This is a genomic window from Mesorhizobium sp. B4-1-4, from assembly GCF_006439395.2.
Lineage (GTDB): Bacteria > Pseudomonadota > Alphaproteobacteria > Rhizobiales > Rhizobiaceae > Mesorhizobium.
In genome coordinates this window covers 909161-931205 of the sequence record NZ_CP083950.1, presented here as the reverse complement: position 1 = coordinate 931205, position 22045 = coordinate 909161, and the positions used below count along the sequence as shown (strand labels likewise).

The window sequence follows — 22045 nt, the reverse complement described above, 5'->3', positions numbered from 1 at the left end:
CAAGGGCTGACGTGGCGTCAGTGCACCGTTACATTCGCGATAACTCACAGATCGGGCATTCAATGCTCCGGTTTGCTTGGCTATCGCGCCGACAAACTTGGTTGTTCATATCTTTTCACGAAACCGCAGGTTGCCATCGATTTTTCTTGCGGAAGCAAACTTACGATGTCTGTCCGCCGCCTGCCTCAGGGCCAACCGATGCCGGTCGATCAACACGGGGCGCTTGCCATAGGGCCGGACGGTGACGAAGTTGCCTTTCCTGACCGGATCGTGCCAGACCTCACGCCAGCGATAACGAACCGCCTGCTGCCCAATGCTGGTTGGTTGGCGATATCGAACAGGTTTCAAGAATACTTCCAGAGCGAGACGCAATGACCAAGCTCCCCCGATTTCCGATCGTCACCCCGCCAACACCCGAGAAAAGGCCGGTTTTCGACACGCATCACGGCATCACGCGAACCGATGAATATGCCTGGCTGAGGGCCGACAACTGGCAGGAGATGTTCAGGGATCCTTCCTTGCTCGATGGCGCGATCCGTGTCGAACTCGAAGCCGAGAACGCCTACCAGTCGAAGCTGATGGCAGACACGGTCGACCTGCAAAAGCAGCTTTTCAAGGAGATGAAAGGCCGCATCAAGGAAGACGATTCCTCCGTGCCGATGAAGGACGGACCTTATGCCTATGGTTCTTCCTTCAAGCTCGGCGGCGAGCAGCCGCGCTATTTCCGCATGCCGCGCGACGGCGGCGCAGAACAGATCCTGCTTGACGGTGACGCAGAAGCCGAGGGCAAGGCCTATTTCCGGCTTGGCGGCGTCGACCATTCGGCCGATCACCGCAAGCTCTTGTGGGCGTTCGACGACAAGGGCTCTGAATTCTACACACTGCGCGTGCGCGATCTTGCCGATGGCAAGGACCTGGCGGACCAGATTGCCGCCACCGGCGGTTCGGGTGTGTGGGACGCGGGCAATGACGGTTTCTTCTACACGCGTCTCGACTCCAACCACCGGCCGTCGAAGGTGCTGTTCCATGCATTGGGGCAGGCCCCTGAAAACGACCGCCTGATCTATGAGGAAAGCGATCCCGGCTTCTTTATGAATGTCGACGGCACCCGTAACAACCAATGGATCATGATCGGTATCAACGATCACGAGACCTCGGAATATCGCCTGTTGAGCGCCAGCGATCCGTTTGCCGAACCCAAGCTGGTTTCGGCGCGCGAGACCGGTCTTCAGTACGAGTTGGAAGAAGGCGGCGACATCTTCTTCATCCTGACCAATGCCGATGGCGCGAAGGACTTCAAGATCATGACGGCGCCGGCAAACGATCCGGTGCGCGCCAACTGGCAGGAGTTGGTGCCGCATGAGCCGGGCCGGCTGATCCTGTCGGTGATCGGCTTCACGGATCATATGGTCCGGCTCGAGCGCAAGGAGGGCCTGCCGCGCATCGTCGTGCGCGAGCGCGCGACTGGCGAGGAGCACCTGATCTCCTTCGATGAGGAAGCCTTCTCGCTCGGCCTTTCGGGTTCCTATGAATACGACACCGAAATCATGCGCTTTTCCTATTCGTCGATGACGACGCCGTCGCAGGTGTTCGACTACAACATGCGCACCCGTGAACGTATGCTGCTCAAGACGCAGGACGTGCCGTCCGGCCACGACCCGGACCACTACGTCACAAGGCGGCTGATGGCACCCGCCGCCGACGGCGAACTGGTGCCGATCTCCCTTCTGCATCACCGCGACACACCGCTGGATGGATCGGCACCTTGCCTGCTCTATGGTTACGGCTCCTACGGCGTCACCGTGCCGGCGGCCTTCAACACCAACTGGTTCTCGCTGGTCGACCGCGGCCTGGTCTTTGCCATTGCCCATGTCCGCGGCGGCAAGGACAAGGGTTACAGCTGGTACGATGACGGCAAGCGGGCGCACAAGATGAACACCTTCACCGATTTCATCGCCTGTGCGCGCCACCTCGTTGCCGAGCGCTATACGGCGCACGACCGCATCGTCGCGCAAGGCGGCTCGGCCGGCGGCATGCTGATGGGCGCCATCGCCAACATGGCGCCGGACTGCTTTGGCGGCATCGTCGCCGAAGTTCCCTTCGTCGACGTTCTCACCACCATGCTCGACGCGACGCTACCGCTGACGCCGCCGGAATGGCCGGAATGGGGCAATCCGATCGCGTCAGCCGACGACTACCGGACGATCGCCGCCTACTCGCCTTACGACAATGTCGCCGCGCTCGACTATCCGCCGATCCTGGCGCTCGCCGGCCTCACCGATCCCCGCGTTACCTATTGGGAGCCGGCCAAATGGGTGGCGCGGCTGCGCGACCGCAAGAGCGGCGACAATCCGGTGCTGTTCAAGATCAATATGGATTCCGGCCATGCCGGTGCGTCGGGCCGCTTTTCCCGCCTGGAGGAGATCGCCTATACCTATTCCTTCACGCTGAAGGTGACCGGGAAGGCGCAGCTTGCCGAGCAAACGCTTCGATGACCGATCCGTCCGCATTGACAGCTTACATCGTCCTTTTGCTCGGCTTTGTCCTTATTCCGAGTCCAGCCACGCTGCTGACGATCGCACGCGCAACGATGGCGATCATGGCTTTTTGAATTCCGCATTGCTCATTTCCGCTCGCAATCGCGGCGGCCTCGCGCTACCCAAGGCACGTTTTCTCCGGGCCAAGACGCCCGCCTCGCACAAGGGTCCATTATGCTGCTCGTCGACGTGTATCTCGACAAATCGCCCATCCAGGGCATCGGCGTTTTTGCCAAGAACCCTATTGCCCGCGGCACGTTGATCTGGAAACTGGATCCAAGGTTCGACCGGATCATTGCGGTCGAGACCTATGAAGGCGAAAGCGGGCCGGTGAAGAGCTATCTCGACCGCTACGCCTATCCAGACCGGCGCGATCCGAACTACATCGTCTTCGAAGCCGACGACGCTCGCTACATGAACCATGCCGACGAGCCGAACTGCGACGTCTCCTCGCCCGAGGAGAGTTTTGCCCTGCGCGACATCGCGGCCGGCGAAGAACTGACCTGCAACTACAACCATTTCTTCGAGGCGGGCTTCGATTTCCTGGGCGACCGCCATCCGTCATCCGACAACTAGCTAAAGCAATCCCAGGAAAGGTGTGAAGCGGTTTTCTGTCCGGAATTGCGTCAAAAGAGAGATCGAGCGGGTCGGCGTTCCTTGAAACGATGAACCGCTTTAGTTCGTGGCTTTCTTGCGCGCCGGGTAGCCATTTGGATGCGGCGGTATCGCCTTGAGGTAGGCCGCGATCGCCGCACGATCCCCCGCTGTCAGCTCGGCCATGTTGCGTTGTACCTCGACCATCGCGCCGCCTACGGAATCAAAACTGGGCGTGAAACCGGTTTCGAGGTAGTTGGCAATGTCGGCCTCCGACCACTTGTCGATACCGCCCTCGCCCGATGTGATGTTCGGGACGACGCCGCTGCCTTCGGCGGCCACGGCACCGGCCAGCCATTCACTTTTCCTGGCGCCGCCCGCGAAGTCGCGCGGCGTGTGGCATTCACCGCAATGGCCCGGCCCTTCGACCAGGTAACGGCCGGCCACCACCGGGTCAGGCGCACCATCGGGCAAGGCAATGACCGGCTGGTCGCTGAGATAGAGCCGTTTCCACAGGCCGATGCCGCGACGGATGTTGAAGGGGAAAGCGAGCGAATTGCCCGGCGCCTTGCCGGCGACCGCAGGCAGTGTCTTCAGGAAAACATAGAGATCGGCAATGTCCGATGGCTTCATGCGTGCGTAGGACGCATAGGGAAAGGCCGGATAAAAATGCTCGCCAGACGGCGACACGCCCTTCAGCATGGCGTTGGCGAGATCTTCGACCGACCAGGCACCGATGCCGTCCTTGGCGTCTTGCGAGATGTTGGGGGGCACGAAAATGCCGAACGCCGTCTTCAGTTCAAGACCGCCCACGAGCTGAAGCCGCGCATCGCCCTGTGAACCCGGCTTTGCATGGCAGGAGGTGCAGCCGCCGGCATAGAAGATGCGCTTGCCCCTGGCCGCATCGCCAGGCCCGAGCTTGGCCAGGGTCTGCGTGTCCAAGGTCACGGGCGCTGAGAGGACCCATCCGGCAACCGCGCCGACGCCGCCCAGGGCAATGAGCGCGCCGACGAGTTTTTTGAGGAAGGGCATTGCCCGCTATCAGCCTTTTTTCACCCGATAGCTCTGGTGGCAGGCGCCGCAATTGGACGCGATGGCGCCGAATTTCGTCTTCAATGTATCGATATCGGCGGGCGTGGCGGCGGTTGCCGCCTTGACGTCGGCCAGATACTTGTCTTCCGCGGCCTTGAAGCCTGCCATGTCTTCCCAGATTTTCGGCGCCGCCGTGGTATCGCCCGCGTCGCTGCCCGCCGGAAACAGGGCACCGACATCGAACTTTTCCGCATTCGCCTGCAGGGTCTGCAGTTGCGTCAGTACGGCAGCGGCATCAAAAGGCTCCTCACCCTTGACCACTTTCGACAGGCCGCCGACGATCTTTCCGCGTTCCTTCATCAGAGCTTGCCGATCGAGGATCGGGTCCGCAAATGCGGCCGAGCCGGCAACTGCGAGCATGGAAATGGCGACGATAAGCTTTCTCATTCAATTGGCTCCGTGATGAAGGCATTTGGGGACACGACGTAAACGGATGTGGCGAACGGAATATTCCCTTTGCCTCCTGATGAGTTTTCCAGACCCTGCTGGCGCGGATCTCGAGGCAGAAAAAGAAAAGCCCCGGGGCTGCCGGGGCTTTTCCGAAGATCGATCAGGCTATTGCAGCACCGCGCGCCCTTGGCGCGCCAAGGATGCTGCGCATGGTTCTTTCCGAAAATCGTGTCCGATTTTCGGCGTCATGCGCGGGCCTTTTCGTAGAGCTCGAGAACGTGATCCCAGTTGATCAGGCTATCGACGAAGGCCTCAAGATATTTCGGCCGCGCGTTGCGATAGTCGATGTAGTAGGAGTGTTCCCAGACATCGACTCCGAGGATCGGCGAGGCGCCATGAACGAGCGGGTTCTCGCCGTTCGGCGTCTTCGAGATCGCCAGCTTGCCATCCTTGACCGAAACCCAGGCCCAGCCCGAACCGAACTGCGTCGTGCCGGCCGCGATGAAATCAGCCTTGAATTTGTCGTAGCCGCCGAGGTCGCTGTCGACCGCCTTCTGCAGAGCCCCAGGCAGCTTGTTGCCGCCGCCGCCTTTCTTCATCCACTTCCAGAAATGGATATGGTTGTAGTGCTGCGCGGCATTGTTGAAGAGGCCGGCGTTCTTGCCGAACGATTGCTTCACCACCTCTTCGACCGACAGGTCGCCCATGCCCGCTTCCGCGGCCAGTTTGTTGCCGTTGTCGACATAGGCCTTGTGGTGCTTGTCGTGGTGATATTCCAATGTCTCTTTCGACATGTAGGGCTGCAGGGCCTCGTAGTCGTAAGGCAGAGCGGGCAATTCAAAAGCCATGGACGGTACTCCCTCGATGAAAATCCGGTATGGATACCGGATCAAGATAGGTCTGGATCGGGCTCGGACAACTCCGAAATGAAGCGCCGGACGCTCTTTCTAGAGCATGATGCCGAAAAGTGTGAAGCGGTTTTCGGACGACATCATGCTCTAACTTTTTGATTTAGAGACGGATTCAGATTTCAGGTCGACTCGACCCTGAAATCATCCGGCTCTAGGCGGGTTCCGGCGAACTGTCACACGGTTTCCAGAGACGAAACCGCGTTGCGACAAAACGCCGGACGGGATCAGCTGGCCGGCGTTGAATGCGCCCAATCCCAATAGAGTTCGCGCGCTTTCTTGGCTACCGGCCCGGGTTGCAGGTTGCGATCCTCGATGCGCGTTACCGGCACCACCTTGGAATGGTTGCCGGTCGAAAAGATCTCGTCGGCTTCGAGGAAATCGCGCACCGCCAGCGTCTTTTCGGTGGTCCTGAAGCCATAGTCGCCGAGCAACGTCATCGTCCGCGAGCGGGTGATGCCGGACAGGAAGGTGCCGTTCGGCGCCGGCGTCAGCACGTGGCCATCCTTGACCAGGAAGATGTTGGAGCTGCCGGTCTCGGCGACGTTGCCCAGCATGTCCAGCACCAGCGCATTGTCGAAGCCGCGCATCTTGGCTTCGAGGATGGCACGGCCATTGTTGGGATAGAGGCAACCAGCCTTGGCGTTGGTCGGCATCGTTTCGATGGTCGGACGCCGGAACGGCGACACCGTCACGGAAAAGCCGGTCGGCGCGATCATCGGCGATTCGTAGAGGCAAAGGCAGAAGCGGGTCGATGCGGGATCGGCCGGCACGCCCATGTAGCCGCCATGCTCGGCCCAATACATCGGCCTGATATAAACCGCCGTCTTGCCATCGAACTTCTTCAATCCGTCCCAGGTCAGCCCGACGATCTGTTCGGGCGTCATGTTCGGCTTGAGGCCGAGAGCGATCGCCGAAGCGTTCACCCTCCTGGCGTGGAGGTCGAGGTCGGGCGCCACACCTTCGAACCAGCGAGCGCCGTCGAACACGCTGGTGCCCAGCCACATGGCATGGCTGCGCGGTCCAAGAATGGCGACATTGCCTTCGTGCCAGTCGCCATCAACGAAAGTCCATGTCGCGGATTGCGCTGCTGCCGCCAGTGTCATCGCGTTGTCCCGTTCCGATCAATCTCGTGTGACAGCCATTGGAAGATGCTTTGGCCGGCGTCGTCAACCAGCATCAAGGAGTTTTGTTGAGGCCAGCGACGGCGCGATGCAATCAAGGCTTGCGCCTTGCCGCGCCGCGTCTCAAAACTGTTGACATGCAATATGCCGCCTATGTTTTCGACGCCTATGGCACGCTGTTCGACGTGCATGCCGCCGTGCGCCGCCATGCCGATCAAATCGGTCCGGACGGTCAACTCCTGTCCGAAATCTGGCGCGCCAAGCAGCTCGAATATTCCTGGGTGCGCACGCTGATGGGCGCCTATGCCGATTTCTGGCAGTTGACCGAACAGTCGCTCGACTTCGCCTTGCGCAAGGTCCCTTCGGCCGATCCAAGCCTCAAGGCCAGGCTGCTGGAAGCCTATTGGCGGCTGGACTGCTACCCGGAAGTGCCGGCCGTGCTGAAAGCGCTCAAGGCTTCGGGTGCTAGGCTGGCGATCCTCTCCAACGGCTCGCCCGAAATGCTGGAAGCGGCGGTCAAGTCCGCCGCGCTCGACCAGGTTCTGGACGAGATCTATTCCGTCGATGCGGTGCGGCGCTTCAAGACCGACCCCGCGGTCTATGACATGATCGCCACCGGCTGGCGGCTCTATCCCGGCGCGGTTTCCTTCCAGTCCTCCAATCGCTGGGATATTGCCGGCGCCACCAAATTCGGCTTCCGCACGGTGTGGATCAACCGTTCCAACCAGCCCGAGGAGTACCAAGACTTTCCGCCAGCCCTGATCCTGCCGTCTCTTGAAGCGCTGGTCACCGCCTAGGATCACCATCTGTGACCCTTGGGCCACAGTGGCGTCGCGGTCACAGCTTCGCCTTTGTTTGTCCACGTTCGGGCCAGAATTGGAACCGCCTATCGCCTCAGGTGTTGTCAGGCACCCGCGTAGCGGCAAGCGTATTCACGCTTTGTTGCAATTTGAGTCCTAAAGAAGGCAGCCATGTCCATAACCGAAATCGAATCCTATCGCCTGAGCCGTCGCGGCTTCCTCAACGCCGCAGCACTGGGCGCAGCCTCGATCGCGGTTTCCGCATGCGCCACCACCGGACCTGGGCCGGTTCAGCCTCCCCCGCCAGCCTATGTCGAGCCGCCTCTGGCCGACTATGCGTCGATGTACGCGGCCGTCAGCGATGGCGGCTTCAATCTTCCGGCCATCCCCGTCGACAGGATCGATCCGCAGTTCCTGCGCCAAATCGTGCCCGACCCAACCGGGCAGAAGCCGGGGACTATCGTCGTCGATACGACGGGCCATTTCCTCTATCTGGTTCGTCCGGGCGGGCAAGCCATCCGCTATGGCGTCGGCCTTGGCCGCGCCGGCTTCGAATGGTCGGGAGATGCCGTCGTCCAGTGGAAGCAGAAATGGCCGAAGTGGACGCCGCCGGATGAAATGATCGCCCGGCAGCCGGAATTGAAGCAGTACAGCGCCGACAATGGCGGCATGCCCAGCGGTCTGAAGAACCCGCTCGGTGCGCGTGCGCTCTATCTCTTCCAGGGCAATGTCGACACGCTTTATCGCCTGCACGGCTCGCCGGAATGGCGCTCGATCGGCAAATCGGTGTCGTCGGGCTGCGTGCGCCTGATGAACCAGGACATCATCGACCTCTACGACCGCGTGCCCCAGAAGACCCCGGTCATCGTGACCAGCGACGCCCGCCAGCCGATGGTGGCGACTGCTAACCGCAAGGCCATCCCGATCGACGCCGGCGTGCCGGACGGATCGGTATTGCTTGGACCTGTGAAAGCGGTAACCGACGCGATTTTCTAATCCGGTCGCATCTACGCCAGCTTTGCTGACTGGTGCGGGGCTCAGCGGCCTCTTGAAAGACTGCCCAGAATCCCACGCACGATGGCGCGTCCAACCGACGAGCCGACCGAGCGCACCACCGACTTGATCGCGGCCTCCGCCACCGTCTGACGGTTGGAGGGACGCGGCGCCGGCACGCGCCTGCCGCCGGACCGCGGCGCGGAATCATCATCGCCGAAGCCTGGAATGGTCCAGCGCGAGCCGCCGCTGTCGGCCTGCCGCGCCTCGGCGTCCGCAGCGTCCTTGGCCTTTTTCTGCAGCATCTCGAAGGCCGATTCGCGGTCAATGGTCTGGTCGTACTGGCCGGCGACCGGGCTTTCCTGGATCAGCTTCTGCCGCTCGGCGGGCGTTATCGGCCCAAGCCGCGACGATGGCGGGCGGATCAGCGTGCGCTGGACCATCGACGGAACGCCCTTGGCTTCCAGCGCTGAAACCAGCGCCTCGCCGGTGGCGAGCTGGGTGATGGCGGTGGCGCAGTCGAAATCGGGATTGGGACGGAACGTTTCGGCCGCCGTCCTCACCGCCTGCTGCTCACGCGGTGTATAGGCGCGCAGTGCGTGCTGGACACGGTTGCCGAGCTGGGCCAGCACCTTCTCGGGGATATCCAGGGGGTTCTGCGTGACGAAATAGACGCCGACGCCCTTCGAACGGATCAAACGCACCACCTGTTCCACGCGGTCGATCAGCACCTTTGGCGCCTCGTCGAACAGCAGATGCGCCTCGTCGAAGAAGAAAACCAGCTTCGGCTTGTCGGGGTCGCCGACTTCCGGCAGTTCCTCGAACAGCTCCGACATCAGCCAGAGCAGGAAGGTCGCGTAGAGGCGCGGGTTCATCATCAGCTTGTCGGCGGCCAGCACGCTAATGGCGCCGCGGCCGTCACGCGTGGTGCGCATGATGTCGGAAATCCGCAACGCCGGCTCGCCGAAGAAGTTCGCAGCACCCTGCTGCTTCAGCACCAGCAGCGTGCGCTGAATGGCCCCCACCGACGGCTTGGTGACATTGCCGTAGCGGGCGCTGATCTCGTCGGCGCGCTCCGCGATGTTGGCGAGGAGCGCCTGCAGGTCCTTGAGGTCGAGCAGCAGCAGGCCGTCTTCATCGGCAATGCGGAAGGCAATGTTCATAATGCCTTCCTGCGCATCGCTCAGGTTCATCAGCCGTGACAGGAGCAGCGGTCCCATTTCCGAAATGGTCGCGCGGATGGGGTGACCCTGCTCACCGAACAGGTCCCAGAAGATGACGGGGAACTCCTGGAAATCGTAGGGGTCGAGGTTGACCTGCGCGGCGCGCTTGACCAGGAAATCCTGTGCCGTGCCCATCATGGCGATGCCGGACAGGTCGCCCTTGATGTCGGCGCAGAACACCGGCACGCCGGCATTCGAAAATCCTTCGGCCAGGATCTGCAAAGTGACGGTCTTGCCTGTGCCGGTGGCGCCGGTCACCAGGCCGTGACGATTCCCGTATTGCAGCAGCAGATTTTCGGCACGCTGATAGCTGTCGTCGGGCTTGCGGCTGGCGCCGATGAAAATACTGGTGTCGTCAGCCATATACCGGTCTCCGCAAACTGATGTGTCTAAAGCCCGCCTTTGCCCGAAGGTATAGTGAGGCCGTTGCGGAGCGACAATGCCAATCGTCGCGATCGGTTTTTTCGTGCTTGCGGATTTTGCTGGTGTTTGGCAATCGTTCATGGTTCGTCCACACAAGCCGACCTATATCCGATGGATCGAATTCAGACCTTGGTCGTGCATTGCGATAACCGACCGGTGACCGTAGACTGAATTGCTCCGGCTGGTGCGGCCACATAAAGAGGAAGATGGATGGGCGCTGGAGCCTTGACCAGGGATGTTGAAGCGGCGGATGCCGAACGCCAGCGATGGCTGGCTTTGGCAGAAAAGGCGTTGGCCGGGGCGTCCTTCGAGGAAAAGCTGGTTTCGCACACTGACGACAACATCCGCATCGAGCCGCTCCACGAGCGTGCGACCGGAGCTGAACCGATCGTGCGCGCGAATCCCCGAGCGCCCTGGATCGTCAGCCAGCGCGTCGACGACCCGGATGTCGATCGGGCCAAGGCCCAGGTCCTGGACGATGTCGCGCAGGGCGCGACCGGATTGTCGCTCGTCTTCGAAGGCGCCCCGAACGCGTTCGGCTACGGCCTGCCGAGGACTGCGCAGGCGCTTGAAACGGTGCTGGAGGGCGTGCCCCTCAACCGGGTCCAGATCCGCATCGACACCCATCCGTGGAGCCGCCCCATGGCCGACTGGCTGGTGGCGTTCCTGAGCAAGCGCCGCTCCGATCCGGCAAAACTCAACCTCTCTTTCGGCATCGATCCGGCGGCGATCCTTGCCGGGACCGGCAGGTTGCGCATGTCGATCGAGGCATTGCAGGAATCGATGCCGCAATCGCTGGCGCATTTCTTCTCGATGGACGTTCCCGGTGTGCTTCTGGAAGCGGACGGGCGCGTCTTCCACAATGCCGGTGCCACGGAAGCGCAGGAACTCGGCATCATGCTGGCTTCGGCGGTCTCTTATCTGAGAATGTTCGAAAAAGCCCGGCAGCCGCTCATCTATGCGGCACCTCATATCGGTTTCGCGCTGAGTGTCGACCAGGACCAGTTCCTGTCGATGGCCAAGGTGCGGGCCTTGCGCAGGCTTTGGGCACGGGTGCAGGAAGCCTGCTCGATTCCCAATTCCACCGCCAATATCCATGCCGAGACATCATTCCGTATGATGACGGCGTTGGACCCGGAGACCAACATCCTGCGCACGACGATCGGCTGCTTCGCGGCGGCGGCGGGGGGAGCCGATTCGATTTCCATCCTGCCGCATACGATCGCGCACGGCCTGCCGGCGCCTTTTGCCCGCCGCGTCGCACGCAACGCGCAGCTGATCATGGCCAATGAAAGCCATGTCGATCATGTCGCCGATCCTGCCTATGGTTCCGGGGCGGTGGAAGCGCTGACATCAGATCTTTGCGCTGCGGCATGGGTGGAATTGCAGGCGATCGAGGCCGAGGGGGGGGTGCTGTCCAGTCTTCAGCAAGGACACATCCAGCAACGCGTCCGCACGGCGGCCGCTCGGCGCGAAGCCGCCTTCAAGGCGGGCGGGCGGGCGATCATCGGCACCACGCTCTATCCGCTGAAAAGCGAGCGTCCAGTCGAGACGCTCGACGCCGAACGGCGCCCTGCCTTCACTGAAGGCGTCGTGCTTTGCGAACCGCTGTTTCCGGTCCGCATCGACCAATCCATCGGGGCCGCATCTTGATTCCGGATTTCAGTCAGATCGGCTGGGCGCCGCCGCGCCGCGCATCGGAAGAGGTCAAGGGCCAGCGGATGACGCCCGAAGGTCTTGTCGTCAAACATCTGTACAGCCAGGGCGACCTCAAGGGCCTGCCGCATCTCGATACCTATCCGGGCCTGCCGCCCTTCGTGCGCGGGCCTTACCCGACCATGTATGTCCAGCACCCCTGGACCATCCGGCAATATGCCGGCTTTTCGACGGCGGAGGAGTCCAACGCCTTTTACCGGCGCAATCTTGCCGCCGGCCAGAAGGGCCTGTCGGTTGCCTTCGATCTCGCCACGCATCGGGGCTATGACAGCGACCATCCGCGCGTCGCAAGCGACGTCGGCATGGCGGGCGTCGCCATCGATTCCATCCTCGACATGCGGCAATTGTTCGACGGCATTCCGCTCGGCGACATGACCGTGTCGATGACGATGAACGGCGCGGTACTGCCGATCATGGCGCTTTATATCGTCGCGGCGGAAGAACAGGGCGTTGCACAGAAGGATCTGGCCGGGACCATTCAGAACGACATTCTGAAGGAGTTCATGGTCCGCAACACCTACATCTATCCGCCGAAACCGTCGATGCGGATCGTTTCGGACATCTTCTCCTACACGTCAAAGAACATGCCGAAGTTCAATTCGATATCGATCTCCGGCTACCACATGCAAGAGGCCGGCGCGACCGCCGACCTGGAGCTTGCCTATACGATCGCCGATGGTATCGAATATGCCCGCGCCGGCGTGGCGGCAGGCCTCGATATCGATCGCTTCGCGCCACGCCTGTCCTTCTTCTGGGCGATCGGCATGAATTTCTTCATGGAAGTGGCCAAGCTCAGGGCCGCGCGCCTGCTGTGGGCGACCTTGATGGAGAAGAATTTCGCGCCGAAGGACGAGCGCTCGCTGTCGCTGCGCACCCATTGCCAGACATCCGGCTGGTCACTGACGGCGCAGGATCCCTACAACAACATCATCCGCACCATGATCGAGGCGATGGCGGCAACGCAGGGTCACACGCAGTCGCTGCACACCAACTCCTTCGACGAGGCGATGGCGCTGCCGACCGACCATTCGGCCCGCATCGCCCGCAACACGCAGCTCATCCTGCAGAAGGAATCCGGCACCACGCGCATCATCGATCCGTGGGGCGGATCGGCCTATCTCGAACGGCTCACTCATGACCTGGCGGCGCGCGCGATGACCCATATCGAGGAGGTCGAGGCGCTTGGCGGCATGGCCGCCGCGACCGAACAAGGTATTCCCAAGCTGCGCATCGAGGAAGCGGCCGCGCGCACGCAGGCGCGCATCGATTCCGGCGAGCAGATGCTGGTCGGGGTCAACGCGCATCGCCCGGAGACCGACATCGAGGTCGATGTACTGAAGATCGACAATGCCGAGGTGAGAGCCCGGCAATTGTCGAAGCTGCAGCATCTGAAGGGCACACGCGATGTCGCCGCCGTGGAAAGCGCGCTCGATGCGCTGACCCGTGCCGCGCAAGGCAACGAGAACCTCCTGGAATTCGCCATCCGCGCCGCGCGCGCCAATGCCACGGTCGGCGAAATCTCGTACGCGCTGGAAAGAGCCTTTAGCCGGCACGTCGCCACCGTACAGACCATTTCCGGTGTCTATCGCAAGGCGCTTGGCGACAATCCAGTGGTCGATGGGCTGCAGGACAAGCTTGGCGCTTTCGAGAAAAGGACCGGCGGCAAGCCGCGCATTCTCGTTGCCAAGATGGGACAGGACGGCCACGATCGCGGCCAGAAGGTGATCGCCACCGCCTTCGCCGACCTCGGCTTCGACGTCACCGTCGGCGCGATGTTCCAGACGCCGGAGGAGATCGCCAAACTGGCGGTCGAGCATGAAGTCCATATCATCGGCGCCTCGTCGCTGGCGGCAGGGCACCTGACGCTGATCCCCGAATTGCGCGACGCGCTGAAAAAGCTCGGCCACGGCGACATGCTGATCGTGGCCGGGGGCGTCATCCCGCCACAGGACTACGATGCGGTGCTGCAAGCTGGTGCAGCGGAAATCTTTCCGCCGGGAACTGTTATTCCGGAGGCGGCGGATCGGTTGATGGACAGGTTGTTGGCGGAAGGCTGACCAGTTATAATTTCCGTTGTAACGAGTAACGCGAGACGTTATAATCACCGTTGCAACGGAATACTCCGCCATGAACACGACCATCCGCAAGATCGGTAATTCCGAAGGTGTAATCCTGCCGAAGGAGCTTCTCGACCGCCTGAACATGAAGACAGGTGATCAGCTCCAGATTGTCGAAACGGATAAGGGCATTGCCCTTGAGCCGGTGGATGACAGTTTCGAGCGGCAGATGGAAGCTGCTCGTAAGGTCATGGACAAGTACAAGGTCGCGCTCCAGAAGCTCGCGGAATGAGCTGGGAGTTTCTGGCCCGCCGCGCGGTCGAAGCGATGCACGCCGAGCAATTGCGCAGACACGGCGGAGCACAAGGTTTAAGAGATGAAAACGCTCTTGAATCGGCGCTTGCCCGCGCCGAAAACAAGGCAAGCTACGGAGAGCCTTCCGTTGAGTATCTTGCAGCCGCCTATGTCTTCGGTATTGCGAGGAACCATGCCTTTGTGGACGGCAATAAACGTACCGCCATCGTAGCAGCCGGCGCATTTTTGATCGTGAACGGCCATGTCCTGACAACCGATGAGGGCACGCTCTACGAGTTCGTCATGGCCGTTGCCGCAGGCGAAATCGATGAGGCCGGAGCCGCCGCGTTCTTCCGCGACCATGTCGTCAAGCTCGAAGGCTAGTTCTCGGCCTTGTCCGAGAGCTTGACGATCTCCCATTCCTTGCCGTTTACAGCAGCCACATCGCCGAGCTTCTTGCCAAACAGCGCGACCGCCATCGGCGAAACATGCGAAATGCTGCCCTTCGACGGATCAGCTTCGTCCTCGCCGACAATCTTCCAATGCACCTTCTTGCCGTCGTCGCCTTCCAGCGTGACACCCATGCCGAAGCGGACGACGTCGCTACCGGGCTCCGGTGTGGAAAGCTCGGCGCTCTCCCGCCGCGCGGTCCAGTAGCGGAGGTCGCGCGACACCACGGCGATGCGCTCGCGGTCGGCTTTCCGTTCAGCTTTCGCCAGAACATCGCGCAACTCGGCCAGATTGTCCTCTATCTGCGCCAGACCGCGCTCGGTCACCAGATTGCGGTGCGGGCTGATCGGCCGCTCGCCGACGCCGGCGATGGCATTTTCGCTGTCTTCTTCGCGGGTGAAAGCTCTGCTCATTTCCTGAACTTAGGCGCCGAATGGCCGTGCGACAAGCCATTGCTGCTGAGAACAGGCACCTGGGCGTCTGGCACGATTCCTGCGGTGTCAGGATTGAACACTGGGATTCTGTGCCGATGTTGAACAGACGAACGCTGCTGACGCGGACCGCCGGCTTTGCCGTCATCGGCCTCTCGCTCGGCAAGGCCGCAGCCGCGAGCCTTACCGGCATCGAAAAGGCCTCGATGCGCGGTTCCATCAATGCCACCGAACTGGGCGTACAACCCGGCACCTTCGATGATCAGAGCAAGGCCTTTGCCAAGCTACTGCGTGACGCGAACAGCCGCGACATGCCGGTGTTCCTACCGCCCGGCAGCTATGTTGTTTCCAACCTGTCGCTGCCCGACCGCGTGCGTCTTTCCGGCGTGCCGGGTGCCACGCGGATCGTCTATGGCGGCGACGGCCACCTCTTCATGGCCGAACAGGCCGACCATATCGAACTGAGCGGGCTGGTCTTTGACGGTTCCAACCGCACGATGGGCGATTACGCGCAAGGGCTGCTCGATCTGCGCCGGGTCGGCCATCTCGTCGTCGACAATTGCCAGATAACGGGCAGCGGCAAGAACGGACTGGCGCTGGAACATGCGGCGGGCCGCATCGAACGCTCGGACATATCGGGCGCAGCCGATGCCGGCATCTATTCGGTCGAGGCCGGTGGGCTGGCGATCACGGGCAACACCGTCGCCGACTGCGCCAATGGCGGCATTCTCGTTCATCGCTGGCAGGCGGCGGAAGACGGCACCATGGTCACCGGCAACCGCGTGGAACGCATCGGCGCGCGCAGCGGCGGGACCGGCCAGAACGGAAACGGCATCAACGCCTTTCGCGCCGGCAATGTCGTCATCTCGGGCAATGTGGTCTCGGATTGCGCCTTTTCGGCGATCAGGGCCAACAGCTCGAGCAACCTGCAGATATCGGACAACACCTGCTCGCGCTCGGGCGAGACCGCGGTCTATTCCGAATTCTCATTCGAGGGCGCCGTCATCAGCAACAATATCGTCGACGGCGCGGCCAACGGCATCTCGATCGTCAACTTCAACGAAGGCGGCCGCATGGGCGTCTGCTCGGGCAACATCGTGCGCAATCTGTCGACCACCGGCCCCTACCCGGCCGATCCGCCCGGCTTCGGCGTCGGTATAGCCGTCGAGGCCGACACTGTCGCTTCCAACAACGTCATCGAGAACGCACCGCTCTATGGCATGTCGATCGGCTGGGGCCCATACCTGCGCAATGTCGTGGCCACCGGCAACATCATCCGCAAGACAGGCACCGGCATTGCCGTGAGCGTGGCCGAAGGTGCGGGCACGGCCGTCATCTCCGACAACGTCATTGACGGCACGTTGAACGGCGCCGTCGTCGGGCAGCGCTGGGCGGAACCGGTGACGGCCGACCTCACCCAGTTGAGCAACAGCGGCTTCGCGCATCTGACAGTCGAGCGCAACCGGGTCAGTTGATCGCTGCTTTCAATTCAAGGCTTGTGTCGGCCGCAGTGCCCCGACCTTGGCCCCGACCCGACTTTCGATAGGCGCGTTTGCCATTCCGTCTAGCTTTGCCGCCAAGGCCTCGTCCGTATGCAACAATCGGGCAAGGACGGCGGCAGCCATGGCTTCGCCGGCGCGGCCGGCACCATCATCGCATTTGATCGCTATGCCGAGGCCAAGTTCAGGTAGCGCGCTGCAGTGGACGCCTTCGGCGCCGCCTTTCGCAAAAATCCGGCCAGGTGCGGCTTCCATGAGCGCCAGATCCGCGCGGCCAGTGCCTGCAACGAAGAAGGGCTCCGCCATGCAGGCGCCCAGCAGCCGCTTTGCCGCCTTGGCCCGCTCGGGACCAAAACCATTTGTGGTGGCCATGCGGGCAAAGCCGAGCGCGAAACTCCTAAGCGGTACGGCATAGGTCGGGATCGAGCAGCCGTCGGTCGCCCGCTCATCCGGGCCGTGCACTGCCCCGGTGACCGATTGCATCGCGTCGCGCACCATCTCCTGCAAGGCGTGCCCCGCCTTGACGTAGCCGCGGTGGGCGATGCCGGAATGGACGCAGGCGCAGAGGAAGCCGGAATGCTTGCCCGAACAGTTGTTGTGCAGCGCATTCGGCAAATCGCCGGCGCGGGCGAGCGCGATCTCCGCGTCATGATTCGACGGCCAATGCGCGCCGCATTCGAGCGCTGACTTGTCCAGTCCGGCCTTGGCCAGCATGGCTCGCGCCAGTTCGACATGCGCCGGCTCGCCCGAATGCGAGGCGCAGGCCAGCGCCAGTTCGCGGTTGCCGAAGCCAAAAGCGTCGGCAGCACCGGTTTCGACCAGCGGCAAGGCCTGGATGGCTTTGACCGCCGAGCGTGGAAACACCGGCCTTGAGGTGTCGCCGATTTCCCAGACCGACTTGCCGTCGGCATCGAAGACCGCAACGGCACCGCGATGGGCGCTCTCGACGATCGAACCGCGCAGAACCTCGATCACAACCGGATTTGCCAATGTCACCTCCCGCGAATGCAGGGGCGGTTTACCTGATCCGGTCGAGAATGGAAACGTAGTTGGCCACCGCCGCGCCACCCATGTTGAAGATGCCGCCAAGCTTTGCGCCCGGCACTTGGATGCCGCCGGCTTCGCCGACAAGCTGCATGGCGGTCAAGACATGCATGGACACACCGGTTGCGCCGATCGGATGACCCTTGGCCTTCAGTCCGCCGGAGGGATTGACCGGCAAGCGGCCGTCCTTTGCCGTCGTGCCGTCAAGCGCCAGTTTGGCGCCCTCACCGGGTTTCGCCAGACCCATCGCCTCATATTCGATTAGTTCGGCGATCGTGAAACAGTCATGCGTCTCGACAAAGGACAGATCGTCAAGCGTAACGCCGGCGTTCTTCAGCGCACGGGTCCAGGCCTGTTCACAGCCTTCGAAGGCCAGGATGTCGCGCTTCGACATCGGCAGGAAATCCTGCACATGTTCGTTGGCGCGGAAGGCAACCGCACGGCGCATCTTCAAAGCCGTTGCCGTGTCGGCCAGGACAAGGGCGGCGGCGCCGTCGGAAACCAGCGAGCAGTCCGTGCGCTTCAGCGGGCCGGCGACGAAGGGGTTTTTCTCGCTTTCCTGCCGGCAGAAATCATAGCCGAAATCCTTGCGCATCTGGGCATAGGGGTTGTCGACGCCATTCTTGTGGTTCTTGGCGGCAATCATGGCGAGCGCGTCCGACTGGTCGCCATAGCGCTGGAAATACGCCTGCGCGATCTTGCCGAAGACGCCGGCGAACCCTGCCGGCGTGTCGCCGTCCTCGGGTAGATAGGAGGCCTTCAGCAGGTTCTTGCCGATTTCCGGCCCGGGCGTCGTCGTCATCTGCTCGGCGCCGACTACCAGCACGATGCGGGCCGCGTTGGCATCGATGGCACGAATACCTTGCCGGACCGCCGCCGATCCCGTCGCACAGGCATTCTCGACGCGCGTCGCCGGCTTGAAGCGCAGCCGGTCATCGGCCTGCAGCACCAGGCTTGCGGTGAAATCCTGCGCCGAAAAGCCGGCGTTGAAATGGCCAAGCACGATCTCGTCGACATCGTCCGGGCCGATTCCGGCATGGTCGAGCGCGTCCGTCGCGACCTTGACGATGAGGTTTTCGAGCGTTTCGCCCTCGAGCTTGCCGAAACGCGAATGCGCCCAGCCGACGATGCATGCGGTCATGGCGGTCTCCATCCTTCGCGCCAGCCTAGCATGTGGGCCTATGGCGCACTTCGCCTTTATTGTTCAAATATAAACATTCCTGCGTTCGCCGTGAAGGGCCGGAACCAGACAATCGCTTGGTGCAGGTCGAGCCTGCGACGATTTTTTTGTTGATTGATCCGTCAATAAAAAATAATCCTGCTTCAGAGGAACCTAGCGAGATGCCGAAAGTCGGGATGGAGCCACTGCGCCGCAAGGCGCTCATCGATGCGACGATCTCGGCGATCGGCGAGCGCGGCTCGCTTGATGTGACCATGTCCGAGATTGCCGGGCGCGCTGGCGTGTCCTCGGCCCTTGCCCATCACTATTTCGGCGCCAAGGACGAGCTGCTGTTCGCGACGATGCGGCACATCCTGGCCGAACTGACCATCGATATGCGCCGCGCGCTGCAATCCGCAGCGTCCCCGCGCGAACGCGTCTCGGCCGTGGTCGCCGTCAACTTCTCCGACATCCAATTCCAGCCGGAAACCATCGCCGCATGGCTCGCCTTCTACGTCGAGGCACAGAAATCGTCCTCGCTGCGGCGGTTGCTCAGGGTCTATGCGCGACGGCTGCATTCGAACCTCATGAGCGGGCTAACCGGCATCCTGCCCAGGGCCGAGGCCGACCGTGCCGCCGAAGCGACAGCGGCGATGATCGACGGGCTGTACATCAGGCGTGCGCTGAAGGACGGCGTGCCCGACGCCCCAACCGCGATCGCGCTCGTCGAGGATTATCTCGAAACCAAACTCGGCGAGCGGCAAAAACAGTGACAGCGAAACGACCCAATTTCCTGATCGTCATGGTCGATCAACTCAACGGAACGCTATTCCCCGATGGACCGGCGGCCTTCCTGCATGCACCGCATCTGAAGGCGTTGGCCGCACGCTCGGCGCGCTTTGCGAATAACTACACGGCCTCGCCGCTCTGTGCGCCGGGCCGGGCCTCGTTCATGAGCGGCCAGTTGCCGTCGCGCACCGAGGTCTATGACAATGCTGCCGAATTCGCCTCGTCCATCCCGACCTTCGCGCATCATCTGCGTTCCGACGGCTATCACACGGTGCTGTCGGGCAAGATGCATTTTGTCGGGCCCGACCAATTGCACGGCTTCGAGGAGCGGCTGACGACCGATATCTATCCGGCTGACTTCGGCTGGACGCCGGACTATCGCAAGCCCGGCGAGCGCATCGATTGGTGGTACCACAATCTGGGCTCGGTGACCGGTGCCGGCGTCGCCGAGATCTCGAACCAGATGGAGTATGACGACGAGGTCGCTTTCCACGCTGTGCAGAAGCTCTATGATTTCGCCCGCGTCTCCGACGGCGCCGCGCACCGGCCCTGGTGCCTGACGGTTTCCTTCACGCATCCGCACGATCCCTATGTAGCGCGGCGGCAATATTGGGATCTTTACGAGGATTGCGCGGCGCTCGAGCCCGAAGTGGCCTTCATTCCCTATGACAGCCAGGACCCGCATTCGAAGCGGCTGTACAAGGCCTGCGACTACGACAGTTTCGACATCACTGCCGAGCAGATCCGCCGCTCCCGTCGCGGCTATTTCGCCAACATCTCCTATCTCGACGACAAGGTCGGCGAGTTGCTGTCGGTGCTGGAGCGCACGCGCATGCTCGACGACACAATCATCCTGTTCTGCTCGGACCACGGCGATATGCTTGGGGAGCGCGGGCTTTGGTTCAAGATGTGCTTCTTCGAGGGCTCGGCGCGGGTGCCGCTGATGATCGCTGGCAAGGGCGTGCCGGCCGGCCGGATCGACACGCCGGTCTCCAATCTCGATGTGACGCCGACGCTCTGCGACCTCGCTGGCATCGACATGAGCGCAATCGCGCCATGGACCGATGGCCAGTCGCTGCTGCCGCTGCTGGATGGCAAGCAGCGCACCGCACCAGTGCTGATGGAATACGCCGCCGAAGGCTCCAACGCGCCGTTGGTGGCGATCCGCGATGGCCGTTACAAGTTCGTCCATTGCGAGATCGATCCGCCTCAACTCTATGATATCGAATCCGACCCCCATGAATTGGCTAATCTCGCCGCCGATCCGGCGCATGCCGGGCTGGTGGCGACGTTCATGGAAAAAGTCCGCGCGCGCTGGGACATGGCGGCGTTCGATGCCGCCGTGCGCGCCAGCCAGGCGCGGCGCTGGGTGGTCTATCCGGCGCTGCGCAACGGCATGCACTACCCCTGGGAATTCCAGCCGCTGCAAAAGGCGTCGGAACGTTACATGCGCAACCACATGGATCTCAACGTGCTCGAAGAGCAGAAGCGGTTCCCGCGAGGCGAATGATGACCCAGATCCTTGTCCCTACCCTCGACCATCTCAAGCAGGCCTATGCCGTCACGTCCCGGGCGACGCAGATCACGCCGCTGCTGGAATCGGTGGCACTGGCGCGCGAGACAGGTGCGGCCCGTGTCTTCGTCAAACCGGAATCGCTGCAATGGGCCGGATCCTTCAAGATACGCGGCGCCTATTGGCGGCTGAAGCGGCTTTCGGCCGACGAGGCGAAGAGGGGCGTCGTCGCCTATTCTTCCGGCAATTTCGCGCAGGGGCTGGCCGCCGCTGGCCAGGCGCTCGGCATTCCCGTCACCATCGTCATGCCGATCGACGCGCCGGCCGCCAAGCGTGACGCCACGGCGGGTTACGGCGCGCGAGTCGTGCTCACCGACCATGGCGAGCGCGCCCGTGAGGAGGTCGCCGCCGCCAAGGCGCGCGAAATCGCCGAGACCGAAGGCGTGGCTCTCCTGCATCCGTTCGACGATCCCGAGATCGTCGCCGGCCAGGCGGGCGCTGGCCTCGAGGCGCTCGACCAGCTTGCCGCCAAGGATGCCAGCGCCGATCTGTTGTTCTGCTCGGTCGGCGGTGGCGGGCTGATCGGCGGCGTTTCGCTTGCCTTCCACTATTTGTCGCCGGCTACCGAGATCATCGGCGTCGAGCCGGAAGGATTCAACGGCATGGGTGCCTCCCTGGCGCATGGCAGCATCGAGACGATGCCGATCGGGCCGAAATCGATCTGCGACGGGCTTATGTCGCGACGCCCAGGCGATGCGCCCTTCGCGGCGGTCAAGACCGCGGGCGTGCGGGGCATCATCACGGTGGACGATCAATCGGTGCGGCAGGCAATGCGGATTGCCTTCGAGCGGATGAAGCTGGTGCTGGAGCCGTCAGGCGCGGCATCGCTGGCCGCACTGCTCGGCGGCAAGGTGGATGTGAAGGGCAAGACCGTTCTTGTGGTCGCAACCGGCGGCAACGTCTCGCTCGCCGATTTCATCACGCATATGAATAATGGGCTGACATGAAC

21 protein-coding genes are annotated in these 22045 nt (G+C 62.3%); 12 read left to right on the top strand and 9 right to left on the bottom strand.

The genetic code is table 11. The annotated features are described in order from the left end of the window. Positions 1-105: 105 nt before the first annotated feature. The gene (locus FJW03_RS04255) at positions 106-372 is read right to left on the bottom strand and encodes a hypothetical protein (protein ID WP_181173162.1); all 267 of its coding nucleotides are present in this window, start codon (positions 370-372) and stop codon (positions 106-108) included. Between FJW03_RS04255 and FJW03_RS04250 the strand changes: the two genes are divergently transcribed. Together FJW03_RS04250 and FJW03_RS04245 are read left to right on the top strand one after the other, a co-directional pair. Beyond that, on the top strand, positions 372-2495 hold the full coding sequence (locus FJW03_RS04250; RefSeq protein WP_140761241.1) for a S9 family peptidase: 2124 nt from the start codon (positions 372-374) through the stop codon (positions 2493-2495). The two genes, FJW03_RS04255 and FJW03_RS04250, sit on opposite strands and share 1 nt — an antisense overlap. 216 nt (positions 2496-2711) lie before the next feature. Beyond that, a complete protein-coding gene (locus FJW03_RS04245; RefSeq protein WP_140611246.1) occupies positions 2712-3113 on the top strand; it encodes an SET domain-containing protein in 402 nt (133 codons plus the stop codon). A gap of 99 nt (positions 3114-3212) precedes the next feature. Here FJW03_RS04245 and FJW03_RS04240 read toward each other — a convergent pair whose 3' ends face one another. From FJW03_RS04240 to FJW03_RS04225, 4 genes are all read right to left on the bottom strand, one after another. Continuing rightward, positions 3213-4163, bottom strand: a complete 951-nt coding sequence (locus FJW03_RS04240) for a cytochrome c (protein ID WP_140761244.1) — start codon at positions 4161-4163, stop codon at positions 3213-3215. A gap of 9 nt (positions 4164-4172) precedes the next feature. Beyond that, positions 4173-4610, bottom strand: a complete 438-nt coding sequence (locus FJW03_RS04235) for a c-type cytochrome (RefSeq protein WP_140761247.1) — start codon at positions 4608-4610, stop codon at positions 4173-4175. Positions 4611-4858: 248 nt separating this feature from the next. Further along, a complete protein-coding gene (locus FJW03_RS04230; protein WP_140761250.1) occupies positions 4859-5461 on the bottom strand; it encodes a superoxide dismutase in 603 nt (200 codons plus the stop codon). Positions 5462-5748: 287 nt separating this feature from the next. Next, on the bottom strand, positions 5749-6627 hold the full coding sequence (locus tag FJW03_RS04225; protein ID WP_140761252.1) for a branched-chain amino acid aminotransferase: 879 nt from the start codon (positions 6625-6627) through the stop codon (positions 5749-5751). A 155-nt stretch (positions 6628-6782) separates the two neighbouring features. Here FJW03_RS04225 and FJW03_RS04220 point away from each other — a divergent pair, with 155 nt between their 5' ends. Beyond that, on the top strand, positions 6783-7442 hold the full coding sequence (locus FJW03_RS04220) for a haloacid dehalogenase type II (protein WP_140761255.1): 660 nt from the start codon (positions 6783-6785) through the stop codon (positions 7440-7442). A gap of 174 nt (positions 7443-7616) precedes the next feature. Continuing rightward, positions 7617-8441, top strand: a complete 825-nt coding sequence (locus FJW03_RS04215; protein WP_140761258.1) for a L,D-transpeptidase — start codon at positions 7617-7619, stop codon at positions 8439-8441. Positions 8442-8482: 41 nt separating this feature from the next. Here the strand turns inward: FJW03_RS04215 and FJW03_RS04210 are convergent, their stop codons facing one another. Then, positions 8483-10024, bottom strand: a complete 1542-nt coding sequence (locus FJW03_RS04210; protein WP_140761261.1) for a helicase HerA-like C-terminal domain-containing protein — start codon at positions 10022-10024, stop codon at positions 8483-8485. A 270-nt stretch (positions 10025-10294) separates the two neighbouring features. Between FJW03_RS04210 and FJW03_RS04205 the strand changes: the two genes are divergently transcribed. From FJW03_RS04205 to FJW03_RS04190, 4 genes are all read left to right on the top strand, one after another. Then, a complete protein-coding gene (locus FJW03_RS04205; protein WP_140761264.1) occupies positions 10295-11737 on the top strand; it encodes a methylmalonyl-CoA mutase subunit beta in 1443 nt (480 codons plus the stop codon). Next, positions 11734-13857 carry a methylmalonyl-CoA mutase gene (gene scpA, locus FJW03_RS04200; protein WP_140761267.1) on the top strand — a complete coding sequence of 708 codons (2124 nt, stop codon included), beginning with the start codon at positions 11734-11736 and terminating at the stop codon, positions 13855-13857. The genes FJW03_RS04205 and scpA overlap by 4 nt, the downstream gene beginning before the upstream one ends. Positions 13858-13927: 70 nt before the next feature. Next, a complete protein-coding gene (locus tag FJW03_RS04195; protein WP_140732770.1) occupies positions 13928-14149 on the top strand; it encodes an AbrB/MazE/SpoVT family DNA-binding domain-containing protein in 222 nt (73 codons plus the stop codon). Further along, the gene (locus tag FJW03_RS04190; RefSeq protein WP_140761270.1) at positions 14146-14535 is read left to right on the top strand and encodes a type II toxin-antitoxin system death-on-curing family toxin; all 390 of its coding nucleotides are present in this window, start codon (positions 14146-14148) and stop codon (positions 14533-14535) included. The genes FJW03_RS04195 and FJW03_RS04190 overlap by 4 nt, the downstream gene beginning before the upstream one ends. Here the strand turns inward: FJW03_RS04190 and greA are convergent. After that, a complete protein-coding gene (greA, locus tag FJW03_RS04185; RefSeq protein WP_140761273.1) occupies positions 14532-15014 on the bottom strand; it encodes a transcription elongation factor GreA in 483 nt (160 codons plus the stop codon). The two genes, FJW03_RS04190 and greA, sit on opposite strands and share 4 nt — an antisense overlap. Positions 15015-15130: 116 nt before the next feature. Between greA and FJW03_RS04180 the strand changes: the two genes are divergently transcribed. Next, positions 15131-16507 carry a TIGR03808 family TAT-translocated repetitive protein gene (locus FJW03_RS04180; protein ID WP_140761276.1) on the top strand — a complete coding sequence of 459 codons (1377 nt, stop codon included), beginning with the start codon at positions 15131-15133 and terminating at the stop codon, positions 16505-16507. A gap of 9 nt (positions 16508-16516) precedes the next feature. Here FJW03_RS04180 and FJW03_RS04175 read toward each other — a convergent pair whose 3' ends face one another. Further along, positions 16517-17521, bottom strand: coding sequence for an asparaginase (locus FJW03_RS04175; protein WP_140761279.1), 1005 nt, complete (start codon positions 17519-17521; stop codon positions 16517-16519). Between the two features lie 28 nt (positions 17522-17549). Next, positions 17550-18716: an acetyl-CoA acetyltransferase gene (locus FJW03_RS04170; protein WP_140761282.1), complete on the bottom strand. Its 1167-nt coding sequence runs from the start codon at positions 18714-18716 to the stop codon at positions 17550-17552. A 200-nt stretch (positions 18717-18916) separates the two neighbouring features. On the opposite strand from FJW03_RS04170, the gene betI reads away from it, so the two are divergent. The 3 genes from betI to FJW03_RS04155 are packed head-to-tail and all read left to right on the top strand — an operon-like array spanning position 18917 to position 22043. Further along, on the top strand, positions 18917-19507 hold the full coding sequence (betI, locus tag FJW03_RS04165) for a choline-responsive transcriptional repressor BetI (RefSeq protein ID WP_140761501.1): 591 nt from the start codon (positions 18917-18919) through the stop codon (positions 19505-19507). Then, on the top strand, positions 19504-21033 hold the full coding sequence (gene betC, locus FJW03_RS04160) for a choline-sulfatase (protein WP_140761285.1): 1530 nt from the start codon (positions 19504-19506) through the stop codon (positions 21031-21033). The genes betI and betC overlap by 4 nt, the downstream gene beginning before the upstream one ends. After that, a complete protein-coding gene (locus FJW03_RS04155) occupies positions 21033-22043 on the top strand; it encodes a threonine/serine dehydratase (protein ID WP_140761504.1) in 1011 nt (336 codons plus the stop codon). Before betC ends, FJW03_RS04155 begins: the two co-directional genes overlap by 1 nt. Positions 22044-22045: the final 2 nt, after the last annotated feature.

Coding starts and splice junctions, on each gene's coding strand:
- FJW03_RS04250 (WP_140761241.1), top strand. CDS start 372: ATGACCAAGCTCCCCCGATTTCCGATCGTCACCCCGCCAACACCCGAG.
- FJW03_RS04245 (WP_140611246.1), top strand. CDS start 2,712: ATGCTGCTCGTCGACGTGTATCTCGACAAATCGCCCATCCAGGGCATC.
- FJW03_RS04240 (WP_140761244.1), bottom strand. CDS start 4,163: ATGCCCTTCCTCAAAAAACTCGTCGGCGCGCTCATTGCCCTGGGCGGC.
- FJW03_RS04235 (WP_140761247.1), bottom strand. CDS start 4,610: ATGAGAAAGCTTATCGTCGCCATTTCCATGCTCGCAGTTGCCGGCTCG.
- FJW03_RS04230 (WP_140761250.1), bottom strand. CDS start 5,461: ATGGCTTTTGAATTGCCCGCTCTGCCTTACGACTACGAGGCCCTGCAG.
- FJW03_RS04225 (WP_140761252.1), bottom strand. CDS start 6,627: ATGACACTGGCGGCAGCAGCGCAATCCGCGACATGGACTTTCGTTGAT.
- FJW03_RS04220 (WP_140761255.1), top strand. CDS start 6,783: ATGCAATATGCCGCCTATGTTTTCGACGCCTATGGCACGCTGTTCGAC.
- FJW03_RS04215 (WP_140761258.1), top strand. CDS start 7,617: ATGTCCATAACCGAAATCGAATCCTATCGCCTGAGCCGTCGCGGCTTC.
- FJW03_RS04210 (WP_140761261.1), bottom strand. CDS start 10,024: ATGGCTGACGACACCAGTATTTTCATCGGCGCCAGCCGCAAGCCCGAC.
- FJW03_RS04205 (WP_140761264.1), top strand. CDS start 10,295: ATGGGCGCTGGAGCCTTGACCAGGGATGTTGAAGCGGCGGATGCCGAA.
- FJW03_RS04195 (WP_140732770.1), top strand. CDS start 13,928: ATGAACACGACCATCCGCAAGATCGGTAATTCCGAAGGTGTAATCCTG.
- FJW03_RS04190 (WP_140761270.1), top strand. CDS start 14,146: ATGAGCTGGGAGTTTCTGGCCCGCCGCGCGGTCGAAGCGATGCACGCC.
- greA (WP_140761273.1), bottom strand. CDS start 15,014: ATGAGCAGAGCTTTCACCCGCGAAGAAGACAGCGAAAATGCCATCGCC.
- FJW03_RS04180 (WP_140761276.1), top strand. CDS start 15,131: ATGTTGAACAGACGAACGCTGCTGACGCGGACCGCCGGCTTTGCCGTC.
- FJW03_RS04170 (WP_140761282.1), bottom strand. CDS start 18,716: ATGACCGCATGCATCGTCGGCTGGGCGCATTCGCGTTTCGGCAAGCTC.
- betI (WP_140761501.1), top strand. CDS start 18,917: ATGCCGAAAGTCGGGATGGAGCCACTGCGCCGCAAGGCGCTCATCGAT.
- FJW03_RS04155 (WP_140761504.1), top strand. CDS start 21,033: ATGACCCAGATCCTTGTCCCTACCCTCGACCATCTCAAGCAGGCCTAT.